The organism is Leclercia sp. UBA7405, from assembly GCF_037152215.1.
Classification (GTDB): domain Bacteria; phylum Pseudomonadota; class Gammaproteobacteria; order Enterobacterales; family Enterobacteriaceae; genus Enterobacter; species Enterobacter pneumoniae.
The window spans coordinates 462558-484239 of record NZ_JBBCMR010000001.1 but is presented as its reverse complement, the minus strand read 5'-3'; the positions used below and the strand labels follow the sequence as shown (position 1 = coordinate 484239).

Annotated in this window: 20 protein-coding genes and 5 tRNA genes; all 25 read right to left on the bottom strand. The window is 53.9% G+C overall.

Annotated features, from left to right (window positions below; all coding sequences use genetic code 11):
* Window positions 1-22: 22 nt before the first annotated feature.
* The 25 genes from nadA to sdhC all read right to left on the bottom strand — a co-directional run bounded on the left by nadA (window position 23) and on the right by sdhC (window position 21650).
* Window positions 23-1066: a quinolinate synthase NadA gene (gene nadA / locus WFN75_RS02370; RefSeq protein WP_336995559.1), complete on the bottom strand. Its 1044-nt coding sequence runs from the start codon at window positions 1064-1066 to the stop codon at window positions 23-25.
* Window positions 1067-1398: 332 nt separating this feature from the next.
* Window positions 1399-1474: transfer RNA gene (locus tag WFN75_RS02365), tRNA-Lys, on the bottom strand.
* Between the two features lie 30 nt (window positions 1475-1504).
* Window positions 1505-1580: transfer RNA gene (locus WFN75_RS02360), tRNA-Lys, on the bottom strand.
* A gap of 146 nt (window positions 1581-1726) precedes the next feature.
* Window positions 1727-1802: transfer RNA gene (locus WFN75_RS02355), tRNA-Lys, on the bottom strand.
* A gap of 3 nt (window positions 1803-1805) precedes the next feature.
* A tRNA-Val gene (locus WFN75_RS02350) sits at window positions 1806-1881 on the bottom strand.
* A gap of 126 nt (window positions 1882-2007) precedes the next feature.
* Window positions 2008-2083, bottom strand: a tRNA-Lys gene (locus WFN75_RS02345).
* Between the two features lie 161 nt (window positions 2084-2244).
* Window positions 2245-3039 (bottom strand): cell division protein CpoB, encoded by a 795-nt coding sequence (gene cpoB / locus WFN75_RS02340; protein ID WP_286809684.1) that lies wholly within the window; start codon window positions 3037-3039, stop codon window positions 2245-2247.
* A gap of 9 nt (window positions 3040-3048) precedes the next feature.
* Complete coding sequence (gene pal, locus WFN75_RS02335) at window positions 3049-3570, bottom strand: peptidoglycan-associated lipoprotein Pal (RefSeq protein WP_003858578.1); 522 nt, start codon at window positions 3568-3570, stop codon at window positions 3049-3051.
* Between the two features lie 35 nt (window positions 3571-3605).
* Complete coding sequence (gene tolB / locus WFN75_RS02330; protein ID WP_040076519.1) at window positions 3606-4898, bottom strand: Tol-Pal system beta propeller repeat protein TolB; 1293 nt, start codon at window positions 4896-4898, stop codon at window positions 3606-3608.
* Window positions 4899-5031: 133 nt separating this feature from the next.
* Complete coding sequence (gene tolA, locus WFN75_RS02325) at window positions 5032-6312, bottom strand: cell envelope integrity protein TolA (RefSeq protein WP_046886972.1); 1281 nt, start codon at window positions 6310-6312, stop codon at window positions 5032-5034.
* A gap of 37 nt (window positions 6313-6349) precedes the next feature.
* Window positions 6350-6778: a colicin uptake protein TolR gene (gene tolR, locus WFN75_RS02320; protein WP_032617094.1), complete on the bottom strand. Its 429-nt coding sequence runs from the start codon at window positions 6776-6778 to the stop codon at window positions 6350-6352.
* A 3-nt stretch (window positions 6779-6781) separates the two neighbouring features.
* The gene (gene tolQ / locus WFN75_RS02315; protein ID WP_072056387.1) at window positions 6782-7474 is read right to left on the bottom strand and encodes a Tol-Pal system protein TolQ; all 693 of its coding nucleotides are present in this window, start codon (window positions 7472-7474) and stop codon (window positions 6782-6784) included.
* On the bottom strand, window positions 7471-7875 hold the full coding sequence (gene ybgC, locus WFN75_RS02310) for a tol-pal system-associated acyl-CoA thioesterase (RefSeq protein WP_003858593.1): 405 nt from the start codon (window positions 7873-7875) through the stop codon (window positions 7471-7473). Before ybgC ends, tolQ begins: the two co-directional genes overlap by 4 nt.
* 148 nt (window positions 7876-8023) lie before the next feature.
* Window positions 8024-8317 (bottom strand): cyd operon protein YbgE, encoded by a 294-nt coding sequence (gene ybgE / locus WFN75_RS02305; RefSeq protein WP_172657834.1) that lies wholly within the window; start codon window positions 8315-8317, stop codon window positions 8024-8026.
* The gene (gene cydX, locus WFN75_RS02300; RefSeq protein WP_006177208.1) at window positions 8314-8427 is read right to left on the bottom strand and encodes a cytochrome bd-I oxidase subunit CydX; all 114 of its coding nucleotides are present in this window, start codon (window positions 8425-8427) and stop codon (window positions 8314-8316) included. Before cydX ends, ybgE begins: the two co-directional genes overlap by 4 nt.
* Window positions 8428-8441: 14 nt before the next feature.
* Window positions 8442-9581, bottom strand: coding sequence for a cytochrome d ubiquinol oxidase subunit II (gene cydB, locus WFN75_RS02295; RefSeq protein ID WP_046886974.1), 1140 nt, complete (start codon window positions 9579-9581; stop codon window positions 8442-8444).
* A 15-nt stretch (window positions 9582-9596) separates the two neighbouring features.
* Window positions 9597-11165 (bottom strand): cytochrome ubiquinol oxidase subunit I, encoded by a 1569-nt coding sequence (cydA, locus tag WFN75_RS02290; protein WP_046886975.1) that lies wholly within the window; start codon window positions 11163-11165, stop codon window positions 9597-9599.
* An 808-nt stretch (window positions 11166-11973) separates the two neighbouring features.
* Complete coding sequence (gene sucD / locus WFN75_RS02285) at window positions 11974-12843, bottom strand: succinate--CoA ligase subunit alpha (protein ID WP_040076525.1); 870 nt, start codon at window positions 12841-12843, stop codon at window positions 11974-11976.
* Window positions 12843-14009 carry an ADP-forming succinate--CoA ligase subunit beta gene (gene sucC / locus WFN75_RS02280; RefSeq protein WP_040076526.1) on the bottom strand — a complete coding sequence of 389 codons (1167 nt, stop codon included), beginning with the start codon at window positions 14007-14009 and terminating at the stop codon, window positions 12843-12845. Before sucC ends, sucD begins: the two co-directional genes overlap by 1 nt.
* A gap of 82 nt (window positions 14010-14091) precedes the next feature.
* Complete coding sequence (odhB, locus tag WFN75_RS02275) at window positions 14092-15318, bottom strand: 2-oxoglutarate dehydrogenase complex dihydrolipoyllysine-residue succinyltransferase (RefSeq protein WP_040076527.1); 1227 nt, start codon at window positions 15316-15318, stop codon at window positions 14092-14094.
* Between the two features lie 14 nt (window positions 15319-15332).
* Complete coding sequence (gene sucA / locus WFN75_RS02270) at window positions 15333-18140, bottom strand: 2-oxoglutarate dehydrogenase E1 component (protein ID WP_040076528.1); 2808 nt, start codon at window positions 18138-18140, stop codon at window positions 15333-15335.
* Window positions 18141-18406: 266 nt separating this feature from the next.
* Window positions 18407-19123 (bottom strand): succinate dehydrogenase iron-sulfur subunit SdhB, encoded by a 717-nt coding sequence (gene sdhB / locus WFN75_RS02265; protein ID WP_039029333.1) that lies wholly within the window; start codon window positions 19121-19123, stop codon window positions 18407-18409.
* Window positions 19124-19138: 15 nt separating this feature from the next.
* Window positions 19139-20905, bottom strand: coding sequence for a succinate dehydrogenase flavoprotein subunit (sdhA, locus tag WFN75_RS02260; protein ID WP_040076529.1), 1767 nt, complete (start codon window positions 20903-20905; stop codon window positions 19139-19141).
* On the bottom strand, window positions 20905-21252 hold the full coding sequence (sdhD, locus tag WFN75_RS02255) for a succinate dehydrogenase membrane anchor subunit (protein WP_040076530.1): 348 nt from the start codon (window positions 21250-21252) through the stop codon (window positions 20905-20907). Before sdhD ends, sdhA begins: the two co-directional genes overlap by 1 nt.
* Window positions 21246-21650: a succinate dehydrogenase cytochrome b556 subunit gene (sdhC, locus tag WFN75_RS02250; protein WP_040076531.1), complete on the bottom strand. Its 405-nt coding sequence runs from the start codon at window positions 21648-21650 to the stop codon at window positions 21246-21248. The genes sdhD and sdhC overlap by 7 nt, the downstream gene beginning before the upstream one ends.
* Between the last annotated feature and the right edge of the window lie 32 nt (window positions 21651-21682).

Below are 21682 nucleotides of genomic sequence, written 5' to 3'. Positions count from 1 at the left end.
CGTATCGTTATGAATTTAATGCTTAAGGACGAAGTGTAGCCGCAAAATCCAGCATGCGGTTAAGCGGCTTCAGCGCGCCTTCACGCAGCGCAGCATCAACATGAATCTCATGTGCCGCGCCACCTGATTCCAGCCCCTCTGCAATGGCTTTCAGCCCGTTCATGGCCATCCATGGACAGTGAGCGCAACTGCGACACGTCGCCCCTTCTCCGGCGGTAGGCGCTTCGAACAGCACTTTTTCCGGTACCGCCTGCTGCATCTTATAAAAGATCCCACGATCGGTTGCCACAATAAGTTGTTGCTGTGGCAATGTTTTTGCTGCAGCAATCAGTTGGCTGGTAGAGCCTACCGCATCAGCCATATCTACGATGGCCTGGGGTGATTCCGGGTGTACCAGGATAGCCGCCTGGGGATAGAGGGCCTTCATACGTCCCAGAGCCTGCGTTTTGAACTCGTCATGCACAATGCAGGCCCCCTGCCAGCAGAGCACATCGGCCCCGGTCTGTTTCTGTACATAATTGCCCAGATGCCGGTCCGGTGCCCAGATGATTTTATCGCCCAGGCTGTCGAGGTGTTCAATCAGTTCAACGGCAATGCTTGAGGTGACGACCCAGTCAGCTCGCGCCTTAACCGCAGCAGAGGTATTGGCATAGACCACCACTGTCCTGTCCGGATGGGCATCGCAAAAGGCCGTAAATTCATCGATTGGGCAGCCTAAATCGAGCGAACATTCCGCCTGTAGGGTCGGCATGAGAATGGTTTTTTCGGGGCTTAATATTTTTGCAGTTTCACCCATAAAGCGCACGCCCGCTACCAGTAGCGTGGAAGCGGAATGTTTGGCTCCAAAACGCGCCATCTCAAGTGAGTCTGAAATACAGCCGCCGGTCTCTTCCGCCAGTTGTTGGATTTCAGGGTCGGTATAATAGTGTGCGACCATCACCGCATCACGCTCTTTCAGCAGACGCTTGATTTTCTCACGGTAAAACTGTTTTTCGTCCAGCGTCAGCGGGGCAGGCTTAGGCGGAAAAGGATAGATTGCGGCTTCTGGATCAAACATCACGCTCATTATGGCTTCTCGTTTTACTGGCTTAACAATTTTGCCTCTGATATGCGCGTGAAAGCGAAGAAGAGGCAATTGCGTTTTGTATACTAAACAAGATAGCGAAATTGGGAATAAAAGTCACCGTCAACGGTGCGCGTTATTGATAAATGGGAAACCCTGCCAGGGGCATTTTAAAGAAGAAGGCGTTATGGAATAGCAGATAGCAAAAAGGCGCCTTTAGGGCGCCTTTTTACATGGGTGGGTCGTGCAGGATGACTCGGCTTCGCCTCGCCCTTCGGGCCGTTGCTCACGCAACGTTATCCTTCACGTTTAACATCTGAGTAAGACATTAAAATTGGTGGGTCGTGCAGGATTCGAACCTGCGACCAATTGATTAAAAGTCAACTGCTCTACCAACTGAGCTAACGACCCCTTGCGGGATTTACTGCTTTCTCTTCGAAGTGGTGGGTCGTGCAGGATTCGAACCTGCGACCAATTGATTAAAAGTCAACTGCTCTACCAACTGAGCTAACGACCCATTCGGGTGCTGACTTCGAAGATTTTACTCGGTACCAATCAAAAATTGGTGGGTCGTGCAGGATGACTCGGCTTCGCCTCGCCCTTCGGGCCATTGCTGACGCAACGTTATCCTTCACGTTTAACATCTGAGTAAGACATTAAAATTGGTGGGTCGTGCAGGATTCGAACCTGCGACCAATTGATTAAAAGTCAACTGCTCTACCAACTGAGCTAACGACCCGAGTGGTGGGTGATGACGGGCTCGAACCGCCGACCCCCTCCGTGTAAAGGAGATGCTCTACCAACTGAGCTAATCACCCACTCTGTACTGCCGGAACTGCTTTAAGTGGTGTGTCGTGCAGGATGACTCGGCTTTGCCTCGCCCTACGGGTCGTTGCTAAAGCAACGCTATCCTTCACGGTTTACTACTGCGTCCACCTAATTATTGGTGGGTCGTGCAGGATTCGAACCTGCGACCAATTGATTAAAAGTCAACTGCTCTACCAACTGAGCTAACGACCCACTTTCACGCTGTTTTCACGGAGTGTGATATCCCGTGGCAACGGCGGCATATATTACTGATTTAAGAATTCTGCGCAACAAAAATTTCGATAGAGATCACTTAACTGCTTACGATTCATGCTGCACGACCAGAAATAACGCGTTTTCTGGTCATGCGGTAATCATCCCATCGACCCAAGACGTTTTTGCGCTTGTTTGGCACCATCGGTACCGGGGTACTTCGCAACTACCTGCTGGTAAACGGCCTTCGCTTTCGCGGTGTCGCCTTTGTCCTGCATGATCACGCCGACCTTAAACATAGCATCCGGCGCTTTTGGTGATTTCGGGTAATTCTTCACCACGGAGGCAAAATAGAACGCCGCATCGTCTTTTTTCCCCTTGTTATAATTCAACTGTCCCAGCCAGTAGTTAGCATTAGGCTGATAGGTTGAATCAGGGTACTTCTTCACGAAGTTCTGAAAAGCCGCAATGGCATCATCCTGACGCGCATTGTCATGCACCAGGGCAATTGCCGCATTGTAGTCTGTATTGGCATCACCGCTCTGTACAGGCGCGCCACCCGAGGTGGACGCATCTGCGGAAGGGGCTGGTGCTGCCGGCGTCGCGCTACTCTGATCGCCTGCTGCTGGCTGTGCTGCCGCACCGCCGTTATTCAGGCTATCCATCTGCAGCAAAATCTGCTTCTGACGTTCCACAACCTGGTTTAGCTGATACTGACTTTCCTGGATCTGACCACGGAGAGAATCAATATCGTTTTGGTTGTCAGAAAGTTGCTGCTGGAGTTGCGTTAAAAGCTGGCTGTGAGCATTAGAGATACGCTCGAGTTGGGTGACCCGGTCTTCTACCGAGCCTGAGCCGACACTACTGATTGGTGCCTGAGCAAAAGCGGCCCAGGGGGCCGCTATTCCAACCAGTAACGACAGACTCATCAAATGATGTCTGAAGTTACTGCTCATGCAATTCTCTTAGTAAACCAGTACGGCACGACGGTTTTTGGAGTAAGCCGCTTCGTCGTGGCCCAGTACTGCAGGTTTTTCTTTACCGTAAGAAACGATGGAGATCTGGTCAGCAGAAACGCCTTTACCCTGCAGGTACATTTTAACAGCGTTAGCACGACGCTCGCCCAGGGAGATGTTGTACTCCGGGGTACCACGTTCGTCCGCGTGACCTTCTACGGTGACTTTGTAAGATGGGTTGCTACGCAGGAAGTTAGCGTGAGCATCCAGCATCGCAGCGAAGTCAGAACGGATGTCGTATTTATCCAGATCGAAGTAAACGATGTTGTTCTGCTGCAGCTGCTGCATCTGAAGACGCGCTTGCTCTTCAGAAGACATGTTGCCATTGCCGTTCGCGTCCATACCGGTGCCGGCACCCATCATGCCTTCGCCGCTCTGGTCATTGCTGGCGTTCTTGTTAGAAGAACATGCCGCGATTGCCATTACAGGCAGAGCGATCATCAGCCCCTTCAGCACTTTGTTCAGTTGCATTTCTATGATTCCTTTAGTAATCAATTAATTATTATTTACAGATACGGCGACCAGGCAGGTGATTTTACCTGTCCATCAGTTGCCGGAATACGCGCTTTGAAACGCCCATCTGTAGAAACCAGATTCAGCACAGATCCCATCCCCTGAGAAGAGCTGTAGATTACCATAGTGCCGTTAGGTGCCAGACTTGGCGTTTCATCCAGGAACGTTGACGACAGAACTTGTACGCCACCCGTTACCAGATCCTGTTTAGCAATGTGTTGCTGACCACCGGCCGAGCTCACCATCACCATAAATTTACCGTCTGTGCTGACGTCAGCATCCTGGTTCTGTGAACCTTCCCAGGTAATACGCTGCGGTGCACCGCCGTTAACGTTGACTTTATAAACCTGCGGACGTCCGGCCTGATCAGAGGTAAAGGCCAGATTCTGGCTATCCGGGAACCAGGTCGGTTCGGTGTTGTTGCTACGACCGTCGGTCACCTGGCGGATCTGACCCGAGCCAATATCCATCACGTACAGGTTCAGGCTGCCTGTTTTAGACAGGGCAAAGGCCAGTTTAGAACCGTCCGGCGAGAAGGCTGGAGCACCGTTGTGACGTGGGAACGAAGCCACCTGACGCACAGCACCGTTAGACAGCGTCTGGATAACCAGCGCAGAACGGCCGCTTTCGAAGGTTACGTAAGCCAGTTTAGAACCGTCCGGTGACCAGGCCGGAGACATCAGCGGCTGCGGTGAGCGGTGAACGGTGAACTGGTTGTAGCCATCGTAATCAGACACACGCAGCTCATACGGGAACTGGCCGCCGTTAGTCTGTACGACATAGGCGATACGCGTGCGGAAGGCACCCTTGATACCGGTCAGCTTCTCGAACACTTCGTCACTTGCGGTGTGGCCCGCATAACGCAGCCACTGCTTGTTCACTTTGTAAGTATTCTGAGCCAGTACGGTACCTGGCGCACCGCCGGTATCCACCAGCTGGTAAGCGACGTTATAGCCACCGTCCGGCGCAGGCGTTACCTGACCGACGACGACCGCGTCAATACCCAGCGCAGACCAGGCAGCAGGCTGTACTTCCTGTGCTGTACCCGGCTGCTGTGGCAGGCGAGAGCGATCCAGGGGGTTGAATTTACCGCTGTTACGCAGGTCAGCCGCAACAATGCCGCCGATATCCTCAGGCGCGGCTCCAGGGCCAGCCCACTGGAATGGAACAACGCCAATCGGACGTGCCGAGTCCACCCCCTGGGTGATCTCGATACGTACTTCTGCGTGCAGCACGGCTGCCCACAGCATTAAGAAACTAAATGCTACACGTAATGCCTGCTTCATCATATCTCCCTTACCTGGGTAACATTACCCGCGATAATTTAGCAGAATATTAACAAACCCAAATAGACAACACTACCAGAACCCTGTGACTAAACCTGGTCTATTTTCCCCGTTTTCACGAGGAAAATTTTCCTTAAGGTTTGAAATCCAGCGGCGCATTTTTAAAGACTTCATACACAGCCTGAGACGGCGGCTTAGGCATTCTGGCCTGACGCGCAGCTGCCAGAGCAGCATTACATAAGGCTGGATCGCCACCTTCGGACTGAATATCAAGCAGCATGCCGTCTGGAGCCAGTTTTATACGCAGCGTACAGGTTTTACCTGTATAGGAAGACGCATCATAAAATCGACTTTCAATAGCAGCTTTAATCTGCTGGGCATAACCGTTGATCTCAGCGCCTGAGGCACCGTTACTCTTAGTGTTACCGCTTCCGGCCGGGGCAGCATTATTTCCTTTCGCCCCTCCGCCCGTTTTCGGCGCATTCTTACCAGAGCTTAGATCGCCCAGGAGATCGTCAACGCCCGAAGCTGCAGCGGCTTTTTCAGCAGCGGCCTTTTTGGCAGCCGCTTTTTCAGCGGCAGCTTTTTTATCGGCAGCGGCTTTTTCGGCTGCCGCTTTTTTATCTGCGGCAGCTTTCTCGGCAGCCGCTTTTTTATCAGCTGCAGCTTTTTCAGCGGCAGCCGCTTTTTCAGCCGCGGCCTTCTCGGCAGCAGCCGCTTTCTTCGCCGCGTCAGCCGCCGCTTTTTTCTCGGCTTCCTGTGCAGCTTTCTTCGCAGCTTCTGCTTCAGCTTTCTTCTGTGCTTCTGCGGCGGCTTTCTTTGCCGCTTCCGCTTCTACTTTCTTCTTCGCATCTGCGGCCGCTTTCGCCGCCTCGGCTTCAGCTTGTTTCTGCGCGTCTGCAGCAGCTTTCTTCGCGGCTTCTGCGGCTTCTTTAGCCTGAGCATCCGCTTTTGCTTTCGCGTCTGCGGCCGCTTTGGCTGCAGCCTCTTCAGCCTGCTTCTGCTGCTCCTGGGCTTTTTTCGCCGCGTCTTCCGCCTGTTTCTGCTGCTGTGCCTGCTCTTTCGCCGCTTCCTGCGCCTGCAAACGCTCTTTTTCAAGCTGCTTCAGACGCTCTTGCTCTGCGGCCTGCTTTTCACGCAGTTCCTCAGCTTGCTGTTGCGCCTGTTTTTCTCGCTGCTCTTCAGCACGTTTTGCACTCGCCTGCTGTTGCTGCTGACGATTATAGTTCTGAACGACGGCGCCGGGATCCACCATAACGGCGTCGATGGAGGATCCCCCACCGCCACCTGCTGATGCATCTATATGCTCGTCGAACGAACTCCAGATCAGGACTGCAAACAGAATGACATGCAGCACCGCCGAGATAATAATCGCCCGTTTAAGCTTATCGTTTTGTTCGGTTGCCTTTGACACTATTGGTTCCCAAAAACTTTTTTGTGTACGCAGATAATCAAATTGGCTGCGTCATCAAGCCGACCGACTTAACACCCGCGCTATGCAGCAGGTTCAGCGCTTTAATGATTTCATCGTAAGGCACATCTTTCGCACCACCGATTAAGAAGACCGTTTTCGGATTTGACTGCAGGCGGCGTTGTGCTTCAGCAATAACCTGCTCCGGCGGAAGTTGATCCAGACGATCTTTTTCCACCACCACGCTGTATTGCCCGACCCCTGACACCTCAATGATGACCGGCGGGTCATCATTGGTGCTCACAGCCTGCGACTCTGTCGCATCCGGCAGATCAACCTCTACGCTCTGCGTAATGATGGGAGCTGTTGCCATAAAGATCAGCAACAGCACCAGCAGTACGTCCAACAGCGGTACAATGTTGATTTCGGACTTGAGTTCGCGACGACCTCGTCCACGCTGTCTGGCCATGGTTTACCCCTTGTTGCTCTCGGTGCTGGTAAACGCCTGACGGTGCAGAATTGCGGTGAACTCTTCCATAAAGTTGTCGTAATTCAGTTCCAGTTTATTCACGCGCTGGTTCAGACGGTTATAAGCCATTACCGCAGGAATAGCGGCGAAAAGACCGATTGCCGTCGCGATCAGCGCTTCTGCGATCCCCGGAGCAACCATCTGCAGCGTGGCCTGTTTTACCGCGCCCAGCGCGATAAAGGCGTGCATAATCCCCCACACGGTACCAAACAGGCCGATATACGGGCTGATGGAGCCGACGGTGCCGAGGAACGGAATATGCGTTTCCAGCGTCTCAAGTTCGCGGTTCATTGAGATACGCATCGCACGGGATGCCCCTTCAACAACCGCTTCCGGCGCGTGGCTATTCGCTCGATGTAAGCGCGCAAATTCCTTAAACCCGCTGTAGAAAATCTGCTCAGAACCCGAAAGGTTATCACGACGGCCCTGGCTCTCCTGATACAGGCGAGACAGTTCGATACCGGACCAGAACTTGTCTTCAAAGGCTTCGGCTTCGCGGCCTGCGGCGTTAAGGATACGCGTTCTCTGGATGATAATGGCCCAGGATGCGATAGAAAAACCAATCAAAATCAACATGATAAGTTTAACCAGAAGGCTAGCCTTCAGGAACAAATCAAGGATATTCATGTCAGTCACTGCTTAAACTCCGCGACAATAGACTTAGGAAGCGCACGAGGCTTCATTATGGTTGGATCAACACAGACAATCAGTACTTCTGCTGAGTTCAGTACCGTGTTCTCTGCGTTGACGATACGCTGCGTGAAAACCAGCGAGGTTCCGCGCATTGATGTAATTTCCGTTTGGACTTCGAGCATATCGTCGAGTCTGGCGGGCGCAAAATACTCCAGCGTCATCTTGCGTACCACAAAGGCAACTCGCTCAGCCAACAGCACTTGCTGGCTAAAGTGATGATGGCGCAGCATCTCAGTGCGTGCTCGTTCATAAAAGGCAACGTAGCTGGCGTGGTAAACCACACCCCCGGCGTCGGTGTCTTCGTAGTAGACACGAACCGGCCATCGAAACAGCGTTGTATTCACTTTACATCCCGGTAATGCAACAAAAGTTAGCGCTTTTAAACTTCGCTACTATACGCGCGGGAATGATGGTTTGGAATGGGGGAAAGTAAACGGAGAGTAAATTTTTATGGGCCCTGGTAAGCCCATAATATTAACGGAGGGTTCTTATTCAATTGAAAAAGAAAATCAGGCCAGCGAACAGCACCAGGTCGGCCACCAGCGGACAAAAAATGCCCTGCCAGAGAGGGGCTTTCGGACGAAAACCGACGCCGTGGATCACCCCCGCACAGACGGCCCACATAATAAGAAACCCGTGCCAGATCTCGAGCGTACTGGTTCTGGCAGCAAAGCGCGCCGGATCCCAAAATACGCATCCTGCCAACACTAATGCCATCACAAGGGAAAGCGCCCTTAACGGGCGCTTGTCCATTACGCGATAGAGGGTCGCGATAATTTCCATCAGTGTTTTTCTTCACCGGCTTTGGACGCTTCAACGTGCTCCAGCGCCAGGGCGGTAATCACCCCAAATGCACAGGCAAGAAGCGTCCCTAAAATCCATGCGAAATACCACATATTCAGCTCCTTACTTAGTACATAGAGTGGGTATTACTTTCGATATGTTCTTTGGTGAGACGACCAAACATTTTCCAGTAACACCAGGAGGTGTACAGCAGAATAATGGGTACGAACACACCCGCAACATAGGTCATCAGATTAAGCGTCAGCTGACTGGAGGTCGCATCCCACATGGTCAGGCTTGCATTCATCATGGTGCTTGATGGCATCACGAACGGGAACATCGCGATTCCGGCAGTCAGGATAATGCACGCCAGGGTCAGTGACGAGAAGACGAACGCCAGCGCGCCTTTTTCCAGACGAGAGGTCAGCACGGTCAGCAGCGGCAACAGCACGCCCAGCGCGGGGATAGCCCAAAGCGCAGGCATATTGTTGAAGTTCACCAGCCATGCACCTGCCTGACGCGCCACTTCTTTCGTCAATGGATTAGACGGCGCAGCGTGGTTGATCGCAGAGGTCACAACGTAGCCATCAATACCATACATTACCCAGACACCGCCCAGGGCAAAGCAGACCAGCGTCACCAGCGCAGCAACCTGTGCCGTTGCGCGAGAGCGCAGGTGCAGTTCACCCACAGTACGCATCTGCAGATAGGTCGCGCCCTGAGTAATGATCATCGCCACGCTCACCACACCTGCCAGCAGACCAAACGGGTTCAGCAGCTGGAAGAAGTTACCGGTGTAGTAAAGACGCATGTACTCGTCGATGTGGAACGGTACGCCCTGCAGCAGATTACCAAAGGCCACGCCAATCACCAGCGGTGGCACAAAGCTACCGATGAAGATGCCCCAGTCCCACATGTTACGCCAGCGGGTATCTTCAATCTTGGAACGGTAGTCAAAGCCTACCGGACGGAAGAATAAAGAGGCCAGCACCAGAATCATCGCCACATAGAAGCCGGAGAACGCCGCGGCGTAGACCATCGGCCAGGCAGCAAACAGCGCGCCGCCTGCGGTGATCAACCACACCTGGTTACCGTCCCAGTGAGGAGCGATGGAGTTAATCATGATACGACGCTCGGTGTCGTTACGACCGAGGAAACGGGTGAGCATGCCCACCCCCATGTCGAACCCGTCGGTGACAGCAAAGCCAATCAGCAGAATGCCAACCAGCAGCCACCAGATAAAACGCAATACTTCATAATCGATCATTTGACGACTCCTGTCTTAGCGTGCCGGCTGAGAAGCCACGGAGGACTGCTCGTAGTGATAGCGACCGGTTTTCAGGCTGCTTGGGCCGAGGCGAGCGAACTTGAACATCAGGAACAGCTCAGCCACCAGGAACAGGGTGTACAGACCGCAAATCAGCAACATGGAGAAGATAAGGTCGCCCGCGGTCAGCGACGAGTTCGCCACAGCCGTTGGTAACACCTCACCGATAGCCCACGGCTGACGGCCATACTCCGCAACGAACCAACCGGATTCGATGGCAATCCATGGCAGCGGAATACCGTACAGCGCCGTACGCAGCAGCCATTTTTTCTCGCCGATACGGTTACGAATAACCGACCAGAAGGAGGCAGCAATGATCAGCAGCATAATGATGCCGCTCCCGACCATGATACGGAACGCGAAATACAACGGCGCAACGCGTGGAATGGAGTCTTTGGTCGCCATCTGAATTTGCGCTTCCGTCGCGTCAGAGACGTTCGGGGTATAGCGTTTCAGCAGCAGACCATAACCCAGGTCTTTCTTCACGTCGTTGAACTGGTCGCGAACGGCCTGATCGGTAGAGCCCGCACGCAGCTGCTCTAACAGGGAATAGGCTTTCATCCCGTTACGGATACGCTCTTCATGCTGAACCAGCAGGTCTTTAAGGCCAATGACCGGCGTGTCCACGGAGCGGGTAGCAATAATGCCCAGCGCGTAAGGAATTTGAATGGCGAAGCGGTTTTCCTGCGCATCCTGATCCGGAATACCGAACAGGGTAAAGGCCGCCGGAGCCGGTTGCGTTTCCCATTCTGCTTCAATTGCCGCCAGCTTGGTTTTCTGCACGTCACCCATCTCGTAACCGGATTCATCACCCAGCACGATAACAGAGAGGATGGCTGCCATACCGAAGCTCGCCGCAATGGCGAAGGAGCGTTTTGCGAAAGCAAAGTCGCGGCCACGCAGCATATAGTAGGCGCTAATACCCAGCACGAACATCGCGCCGCAGACATAACCCGAAGCCACGGTGTGCACGAATTTCACCTGCGCGACCGGGTTCAGCACCAGCTCAGAGAAGCTCACCATCTCCATGCGCATGGTTTCAAAGTTGAAATCAGATGCGATAGGGTTCTGCATCCAGCCGTTTGCCACCAGGATCCACAGTGCAGAGAGGTTGGAGCCGAGGGCGACCAGCCAGGTTACCGCCATGTGCTGAACTTTACTCAGACGATCCCAGCCGAAGAAGAACAGACCTACAAAGGTGGATTCGAGGAAGAAGGCCATCAGACCTTCAATGGCCAGCGGCGCACCGAAAATATCCCCAACGTAGTGGGAGTAATAAGACCAGTTAGTCCCGAACTGGAACTCCATGGTCAGACCGGTAGCCACGCCCAGCGCAAAGTTGATACCAAACAACTTGCCCCAGAACTTGGTCATATCTTTATAAATCTGTTTGCCGGAGAGGACGTACACCGTTTCCATGATGGCCAACAAGAACGCCATACCGAGCGTCAGTGGCACAAACAGGAAGTGGTACATCGCGGTCAAGGCAAACTGTAAGCGCGACAGTTCGACTATATCTAACATCATGACTCCTTGCTCATCGCATGAAGACCTCGAGAGTAAGTCCCGTTAGAAAGGACTCACCCGCATGCCCCAATAAAAAAGTTTTCAGCATCCTTTCTTCCTTACTTATTCTTCGCTGGAGAAAAAAGCCATGATGAAAGGTTGCAGATACGTTAATTAAAACACCAAATTGATCCTGCAATATATTACGCCGTAAAACCCTTACAATAAACAGGTTTTTATTGAATCAGTTTTACGTTTTACGACAGCGATCAATATATGGCGAATTTACCACTTTTGGACCAGTTTGATCGCGAACAATTTAACGGTTTTTCACGCTCTTTTCCAGGTATTAAATATTGATTTAAATCAATATTAAGCCCAGTTGTTAACTGTGTATCTTCGCGGTAAACATAGTAAAAACCATGTTAATGATATGTATAAATTGGCGGGCATTAGTTATCAATTAAACGACATACTATGAATAATAGTCATTTAAATTAACCATACTTGAAGGGAATCTTTTTATTAAGGCAAATTAGTCCCAATATCCTGGGGTCGTTAATTTTTTATCTTACTCACAGAAAAGAAACCTATTACAAATATTTTACTTTTCACAATCCGTAAATTAACACCGCATTGTTACTATAAAGTGAAAACGAAATAACAGACCGCTGGATTATCCCCTTTCCCTCACTGACTGGCGCCTGTTTTTGGCGCATCGTCTCCCCTCCCCTCGCATAAAAAAAAAGGCCATCTTACGATGGCCAACCATGTCGAAACGGACATTTATTATGTCAAAGCTCCCCGCACGGGGAGCAGAGAGGATTTACTTAATGATGGATTTCAGTGCTTCGCCGATATCAGCCAGGCTGCGAACGGTTTTCACACCCGCTGCTTCCAGCGCAGCAAATTTCTCATCAGCAGTACCTTTACCGCCTGCGATGATGGCGCCAGCGTGGCCCATACGCTTGCCTTTCGGCGCGGTAACACCCGCGATGTAGCCTACTACCGGCTTGGTCACGTGATCTTTGATGTAAGCGGCCGCTTCTTCTTCTGCGCTACCGCCGATTTCACCGATCATTACGATCGCCTCGGTCTGCGGGTCTTCCTGGAACAGCTTCAGGATGTCGATGAAGTTAGAGCCTGGAATCGGGTCACCGCCGATGCCCACGCAGGTAGACTGGCCGAAACCGTAGTCAGTGGTCTGTTTAACCGCTTCATAGGTCAGGGTACCAGAGCGGGAAACAATGCCCACTTTACCTGGCTTATGGATATGGCCTGGCATAATGCCGATTTTGCACTCACCTGGGGTGATAACACCCGGGCAGTTCGGGCCGATCATGCGCACGCCGGCTTCATCCAGCTTCACTTTCACGGTCAGCATGTCCAGCGTCGGGATGCCTTCAGTGATAGTGATGATCAGTTTGATGCCTGCATCGATGGCTTCCAGAATGGAATCTTTGCAGAACGGCGCAGGAACGTAGATCACGGTCGCGGTTGCGCCGGTCGCTTCGACCGCTTCGCGCACGGTGTTGAACACCGGCAGACCCAGGTGCGTAGTGCCGCCTTTACCCGGCGTCACGCCGCCAACCATTTGCGTACCGTAGGCCAGCGCCTGTTCGGAGTGGAAAGTCCCCTGGCTACCGGTGAAGCCCTGGCAGATAACCTTGGTATCTTTATTAATTAAAACGGACATTATTTCCCCTCCACTGCGGCAACAACCTGCTGAGCTGCATCCGTCAGACTTTTCGCTGCAATAATATTCAGGCCGCTGTCAGCCAGTTTTTTCGCGCCGAGTTCAGCGTTGTTACCTTCCAGACGCACTACCACTGGAACGTTAACACCCACTTCTTCTACCGCACCGATAATGCCGTCTGCGATCAGGTCGCAACGTACGATACCGCCAAAGATGTTCACCAGAACGGCTTTCACGTTGTCGTCAGAGAGGATGATTTTAAACGCTTCGGTCACGCGCTCTTTGGTTGCGCCGCCGCCCACGTCGAGGAAGTTGGCCGGTTCGCCGCCGTGCAGTTTAACAATGTCCATGGTGCCCATTGCCAGGCCCGCACCGTTAACCATACAGCCGATGTTGCCATCCAGCGCCACGTAGTTCAGTTCCCACTGTGCAGCCTGCGCTTCACGCGGATCTTCCTGAGACTGGTCGCGCATTTCACGCAGATCGGACTGGCGGAACAGGGCATTGCCGTCGGCACCCAGTTTGCCGTCGAGGCAGATCAGGTCGCCCTGCTTAGTGATCACCAGCGGGTTGATTTCGATCAGCGCCAGGTCGCGCTCCAGGAAGATGGTCGCCAGGCCCATGAAGATCTTGGTGAACTGCTGAACCAGTTTACCTTCCAGACCCAGTTTGAACGCCAGTTCGCGACCCTGGTACGGCATAGGGCCGGCCAGCGGATCGATAGCCACTTTGTGGATCAGGTGCGGGGTCTCTTCCGCCACTTTTTCGATTTCCACGCCGCCTTCGGTAGAGGCCATGAACACCACGCGACGGGAGCTACGGTCAACAACCGCGCCCAGGTACAGCTCTTTTGCGATATCGGTCGCCGCTTCAACCAGAATCTGGTTAACCGGCTGGCCGTTCGCGTCTGTCTGGTAGGTCACCAGGCGTTTGCCCAGCCAATGTTCCGCAAAGGCGCGGATCTCTTCTTTAGAGTTGACTACCTTCACACCGCCCGCTTTACCGCGGCCACCAGCGTGAACCTGACATTTAACTACCCACGGGCCAGCACCGATTTTTGATGCGGCTTCTTCTGCTTCACGCGGGGTAGTACAGGCATAACCCACCGGAGCCGGTAAGCCATACCGGGCAAACAGCTGTTTGGCCTGATATTCATGTAAGTTCATGTGTTCTATCCATCCTTCAGGTAATCGTTAGATCATGCTTTTGTAGGCCCGGCGGGAGAGACCGCCAGGCAATGGTGCGAAACTACACGTCCAGCAGCAGACGAGTCGGATCTTCCAGCAGCTCTTTAATGGCGACCAGGAAGCCCACGGACTCACGGCCATCAATCAGACGGTGATCGTAGGAGAGTGCCAGATACATCATCGGCAGAATTTCGACTTTACCGTCAACCGCCATTGGACGATCTTTGATGGCGTGCATGCCCAGGATCGCGCTCTGTGGCGGGTTGATGATTGGGGTGGACATCAGCGAACCGAAGACGCCGCCGTTGGTAATGGTGAAGTTACCACCGGTGAGATCTTCTACGGTCAGCTTGCCGTCACGGCCTTTCAGCGCCAGCTCTTTAATGCGTTTTTCGATGTCAGCCATGCCCAGGGTGTCTACGTCACGCAGAACCGGGGTTACCAGACCGCGCGGCGTAGAAACGGCCATGCTCACGTCGAAGTAGTTGTGATAAACCACATCATCGCCGTCGATGGAAGCGTTCACTTCCGGGTAGCGTTTCAGCGCTTCAACCACCGCCTTCACGTAGAAGGACATAAAGCCCAGACGGATACCGTGACGTTTTTCAAACGCGTCACCGTACTGCTTACGCAGGTCCATGATTGGCTTCATGTTTACTTCGTTAAAGGTGGTCAGCATCGCGGTGGAGTTTTTCGCTTCCAGCAGACGCTCAGCCACACGCTTACGCAGGCGGGTCATCGGCACGCGTTTTTCGCTGCGTGCGCCCAGTGCAGGCTGCGCTGCTGGCGCTGCCGCAGGGGCTTTGGCCTCAGCTTTCGCTTCAGAAGGCGCTTTTGCCAGATGCTTATCGATATCTTCGCGGGTCAGACGGCCGCCCACGCCGGTGCCTTTGATGGCCGCCGGATCGAGGCTGTGTTCAGCCAGCAGGCGACGGATCGCCGGGCTGAGCGCGTCGTTAGACTGCTCTTCCAGAGAAGCCTGCTGGCGCTGGGCCGGCGTAGAGGCTTTCTCTTCAGATTTAGCGCTGGACTCTTTGCCCGCACTGTTGCCTTCACGCAGGCGACCCAGGATCTGGCGAGAGGTCACGGTGGTCCCTTCATCTTCCAGCACTGCGTCCAGGATGCCATCCGCCGATGCCGGTACTTCCAGTACCACTTTGTCAGTTTCGATTTCTACCAGCACTTCATCGCGCTTAACGCTATCGCCCGGTTTTTTGTGCCAGGTCGCGACGGTCGCATCTGCTACGGATTCAGGCAGGTCGGGAACAAGAATATCTACGCTACTCATTATTTATCCTTTAATTAATCGACGTTCAGCGCGTCATTAACCAGATCTTGTTGCTGCTTCTGGTGAACGGACATATACCCTACCGCCGGAGAGGCGGAGGCCGGGCGACCTGCATAACGCAGAGCAGACCCAAATGGAATCACTTCACGGAAATGATGCTGACTGCAGTACCATGCGCCCTGGTTGAGCGGCTCTTCCTGGCACCAGACAAAATCATGGACGTGAGCATATTGTTTCAGCACTTCCTGCATCGCCTGATGCGGGAATGGATACAGCTGTTCGATACGCACGATGGCGACATCTTTCTGATCGTTCTTACGGCGCTGTTCCAGCAGGTCGTAATAAACCTTACCAGAACACATTACGACACGCTTAACGCCTTTCGGATCCAGCTCGTCAATCTCACCGATGGCTGGCAGGAAGGTGCCGTTAGCCAGTTCATCGAGGCTGGAGACCGCCAGCGGATGGCGCAGCAGGGATTTCGGTGACATGACCACCAGCGGACGACGCATACCGCGCAGCGCCTGACGACGCAGCATGTGATACACCTGAGCCGGGGTAGACGGCACGCAGACCTGCATGTTCTGCTCAGCACAGAGTTGCAGATAACGTTCCAGACGCGCGGAGGAGTGCTCCGGACCCTGGCCTTCGTAACCGTGCGGCAGCAGCATCACCAGACCACACATACGGCCCCACTTCTGTTCGCCAGAAGAGATGAACTGGTCAATCACCACCTGAGCGCCGTTAGCAAAGTCACCGAACTGCGCTTCCCAGATGGTCAGGGTGCGCGGTTCCGCGGTGGCATAGCCGTACTCAAATGCCAGTACCGCTTCTTCAGACAGAACGGAGTCCCAGACCTTAAACTGGCCCTGGCCGTTATGTACGTGCTGCAGCGGAGTGTAAGTTGAACCGTTTGACTGGTTGTGCACAACCGCATGACGGTGGAAGAAAGTACCACGGCCCGCATCTTCACCGGACAGACGAACCGGAATGCCTTCGTCTACCAGCGTGGCGTAGGCCAGCGTCTCAGCGCCACCCCAGTCGAACAGCTTGTCGCCTGCCGCCATGGACTGACGGTCAGCGTAAATTTTTGCCACGCGAGACTGCATCTCGATAGCGTCAGGCACGGTGCTGATGCGTTTTGCCAGCTCCTGCAGGCGCTTCATCTCGACCTTGTTCGGGTAGCTCTCATCCCACTCGTGGTTGAGGTACGGCGACCAGGTAAAGGAGTGCATATTCATCGGACGCAGCTCTTTCACAACGCATTCACCCGCGTCCAGCGCGTCGCGGTAAAGATTGACCAGCTCGGTCGCATCTTCCAGCGTCGCCACGTTTTCGCCTTCCAGCCTGTCGGCATAGATCTTGCGCGGCGTCGGGTGTTTTTTGATTTTCTGATACATCAACGGCTGGGTTGCACTTGGCTCATCAGCTTCGTTGTGGCCGTGACGGCGGTAGCAGAACAGGTCAATCAGCACGTCACGTTTGAAGGTATTACGGTAGTCCAGCGCCAGACGGGTAACGAAGGCCACTGCTTCCGGATCGTCCGCGTTAACGTGGAAGATTGGCGCCTGCACCATCTTACCGATATCGGTACAGTACGGCGTAGAACGCGCGTCCAGCGGGTTAGAGGTAGTGAAGCCCACCTGGTTGTTGATCACGATGCGAACGGTACCGCCCACTTCGTAACCCCGCGCTTTGGACATGTTCAGGGTCTCCTGAACCACGCCCTGACCGGTAATGGCCGCATCACCGTGGATGGTGATTGGCAGCACTTTGTTGCTGCTTGGCTCGTCCAGACGATCCAGACGCGCACGCACGGAACCGATAACCACCGGGCTAACAATTTCCAGGTGAGACGGGTTAAACGCCAGCGCCATATGCACCAGCCCGCCTTCGGTTTCGATATCCGATGAGAAGCCCATGTGGTACTTCACGTCGCCGGTGCCGAGGTGTTCTTTATGTTTACCCGCGAATTCGTCGAACAGATCCTGCGGTTTTTTACCCAGGACGTTGACCAGCACGTTCAGACGGCCACGGTGCGCCATACCCAGTACCACTTCACGGGTACCGCTTTTACCAGCATGACGAATCAGCTCTTTGAGCATTGGGACTAATGCGTCGCCGCCTTCCAGCGAGAAGCGCTTCGCACCCGGGAATTTCGCGCCCAGATAGCGCTCAAGGCCCTCTGCTGCGGTCAGTTCGCCCAGGAAGCGTTTTTTCTCTTCAGGGGAGAAGGTCGCGTGGCCCGCCACGGACTCAATACGCTGTTGGATCCAGCGTTTCTCTTCTGTCGAGGTGATGTGCATGTATTCCGCGCCGATGGAGCCGCAGTAGGTCTGCTTGAGGGCATCAATCAGATCGCCCAGCTTCATCGTGTCTTTGCCGATGGCAAATGAACCTACGTTAAAGCTCTCCTGGAAATCGGCCTCGGTCAGATCGTGGTAAGCCGGATCGAGATCCGCTACGCGATCTTGCTGCCACAGTCCCAGCGGATCGAGATTCGCATGCTGGTGACCACGGAAGCGATAAGCGTTGATAAGCTGCAGGACTTTAACCTGCTTCGCATTGGTGTCAGGGTCGGAAATAGCAGAAGAGTAACGTGAGGCATCCTTCGCCAGACGACGGAAATAATCACGTGTTTTGGAGTGGAATTGATCCGGTTTGACCCCTGTTCCTGGTAATTGCTGGAACATAGAACGCCAGTTTGCGTCCACTGAGTCAGGATCGGTTAAGAAGTCTTCATAGAGCTGTTCTATCCAGGTCTGGTTCGCACCAGAAAGGTAAGAAGAGTCCAGCCAGGCTTTCAAAGCGCCGTTCTGCATCGTGATCCCTTAAGCATTTTTATGCTTACTTTCGCCGTAGAAACTACCACGCACACTTCGTGTACGTGCCGGGGTTCACCTGCGAGCTCTTGTTGGCTCGCGAAGGAACCTTTAGAAACTGTCTTAAGGGTTTCCCCTCACCCCGACCTTCTCCCACAGGAGAGGGGGAATGTCGTCGGCAGTTTTTAAAGATTTCCTGAAATCTATTCCCTCTCCCATTGGGAGAGGGTCAGAGTGAGGGGAACAGCACTCCCCTCTCTCATTACTTACGCACTGCGTTGCAACAGCATCGACTTAATATGGCCGATGGCGCGCGTCGGGTTCAGCCCCTTAGGACATACACTGACGCAGTTCATGATGCTATGGCAGCGGAATACGCTGAAAGCATCACTCAACCCTTCCAGACGGTTATCGGTTTCAGTATCGCGGCTGTCGATCAGGAAGCGATACGCGGCCAGCAGGCCGGCCGGGCCGATAAACTTGTCCGGGTTCCACCAGAACGACGGGCACGAGGTCGAACAACATGCACAGAGAATACACTCATACAGACCATCGAGTTTTTCACGCTGCTCTGGCGACTGTAAATGCTCGCGAGCGGGTGGATTTTGCCCATTATTCAACAAGTAAGGCTTAATCTTCTCATATTGTGCATAGAATTGCCCCATGTCCACCACCAAATCGCGCACGACCGGCAGGCCTGGCAGCGGGCGGATCACAATCTTCTGGCCCGGACGATTGAGCGCAGAGATTGGGGTAATACAGGCCAGACCGTTTTTGCCATTCATGTTCAGGCCGTCGGAGCCACACACCCCTTCACGGCAAGAGCGACGGAATGACAGTGTCGGATCTTTTTCTTTCAGCTGCATTAAGGCATCCAGCAGCATCATGTCACGGCCTTCTTCCGCTTCCAGGGTGTAATCCTGCATATGCGGAGCATCATCTACATCCGGGTTATAACGATAAACTGAGAATTCGAGTTTCATTGTCCTGTCTCCGCATTAGTAAGTACGAATCTTCGGCGGGAACGCCGGACGCAGTTTCGGTTCCATGTTCACGCTACGACGCGTCATGGTTTCCGACTCTGGCAGATACAGGGAATGGCACAGCCAGTTTTCGTCGTCACGATCCGGGAAGTCGAAGCGGCTATGCGCGCCACGGCTCTCGGTACGGAAGTTTGCCGACATCGCAGTCGCGAATGCGGTTTCCATCAGGTTATCCAGCTCCAGACACTCAACGCGCTGGGTGTTGAACTCGCTGGAGGTATCGTCCAGACGGGCGTTTTTCAGACGCTCACGGATCGCTTTCAGCTGCTCAAGCCCTTTCGCCATCGCGTCACCTTCGCGGAAGACCGAGAAGTTATGCTGCATGCACTCTTGCAGCGCTTTACGGATTTCCACCGGATCTTCGCCGTTACGGTTGCCGTTCCAGCGGTTGAGGCGCTCGAGGGAGGCATCGATTTCAGCGTCGGTGGCGTCAAGCAGGTCACCCTGCTCGGCAATGGATTCCTGCAGATGCAGACCCACCGCACGGCCAAATACTACCAGGTCCAGCAGGGAGTTGCCGCCCAGACGGTTTGCACCGTGCACGGAGACGCAGGCGATTTCGCCGACGGCGAACAGGCCTGGGATGACCACATCTTCGCCCTGCGCGTTCACGGTCAATGCCTGACCGGTCACTTTGGTCGGAATACCGCCCATCATGTAGTGGCAGGTTGGGATAACCGGGATAGGTTCTTTAACCGGGTCAACGTGGGCAAAGGTACGGGACAGCTCCAGAATGCCCGGCAGGCGGGATTCCAGTACCTCTTTACCCAGGTGGTCGAGCTTCAGCTTCGCGTGTGGACCCCATGGGCCATCGCAGCCGCGGCCTTCGCGGATTTCGATCATGATGGAACGCGCCACCACGTCACGACCCGCCAGGTCTTTCGCATTCGGGGCATAACGCTCCATGAAGCGCTCGCCGTGTTTGTTCAGCAGGTAGCCACCTTCACCACGGCAGCCTTCTGTCACCAGAACGCCCGCGCCGGCGATGCCGGTTGGGTGGAACTGCCACATCTCCATATCCTGCACCGGCACGCCCGCGCGTATAGCCATACCAACGCCGTCACCGGTGTTGATGTGGGCGTTAGTGGTGGACTGATAAATACGGCCTGCACCGCCGGTCGCCAGCACGGTAGCACGGGCTTTGAAGTAGACCACTTCACCGGTCTCGATGCACAGTGCGGTACAACCTACCACTGCGCCATCGGCGTTTTTCACCAGATCCAGCGCATACCACTCGGAGAAGATGGTGGTGTGATTTTTCAGGTTCTGCTGGTACAGGGTATGCAGCAGGGCGTGACCGGTACGGTCAGCCGCCGCCGCGGTACGTGCCGCTTGCTCGCCACCGAAATCTTTCGACTGGCCGCCAAACGGACGCTGATAGATAGTGCCATTTTCCAGACGGGAGAACGGCAGACCCATATGGTCCAGCTCCAGAATCGCTTCCGGGCCGGTTTTACACATATATTCGATGGCATCCTGGTCACCGATATAATCGGAACCTTTCACCGTGTCGTACATGTGCCATTCCCAGTTATCTTCATGGGTATTACCCAGCGCCACGGTGATGCCACCCTGGGCTGAAACGGTATGGGAACGGGTCGGGAACACTTTAGAGAGCAGCGCACAGGTCTGGCCGCTCTGGGAAATTTGCAGTGCGGCACGCATACCTGCGCCACCCGCACCAATTACGACAGCATCAAATTCTCTGACTGGCAGTTTCATCACACACCCCACACCACAACGAATCCATAAATAACGTAAACCACTAACGCCACAACGATAGCCAGCTGCAGCGGCAGACGAATTGCCAGAGGTTTAACGTAATCGGTCAGTACCTGCCACATACCAATCCAGGCGTGGATCAGAATGGAGAACAGGGCCAGCAGGGTGAAGACTTTGGTGAAAGCCGAGCCGAAGAATCCGCTCCAGATTTCCCACGTCAGGTCGCCGCTGGTGGCGAAGAAACCGATCAGATAGATGATGTAGAGGGTGAGGACGATGGCGGTAGCGCGAACCAGAATGAAATCATGTACGCCGTTGCGTCCTAATGCGGAGGCGTTGCTTACCATACGAGAACTCCTGCAAGAAGTGAAAGCACGACAGTAATCACAAATGAAATATTGGCAGTACGTTTACCCGCTTCGAAGGTCTCTTCCAGATAGCCGAAATCCATCAGCATATGGCGAACACCACCGACAACGTGATACGCCAGTGCGGTGAGAATGCCCCACATGATAAATTTCACGAAGAAGCTGCCCATGATGGCAGACGCCTGGAGGAATCCTTCCGGGGAAGAGAGGCTGGTACCCAGCAACCACAGCAGAATGCCTACCGCCACAAACGTAATCACACCGGATACACGGTGGAGAATGGACGCTATTGCCGTTACGGGGAATCGGATCGTTTTAAGATCCAGATTGACAGGTCTTTGTTTTTTCACATTTCTTATCATGAATAACGCCCACATGCTGTTCTTATTGTTTCCTTCCTCCGGACTGC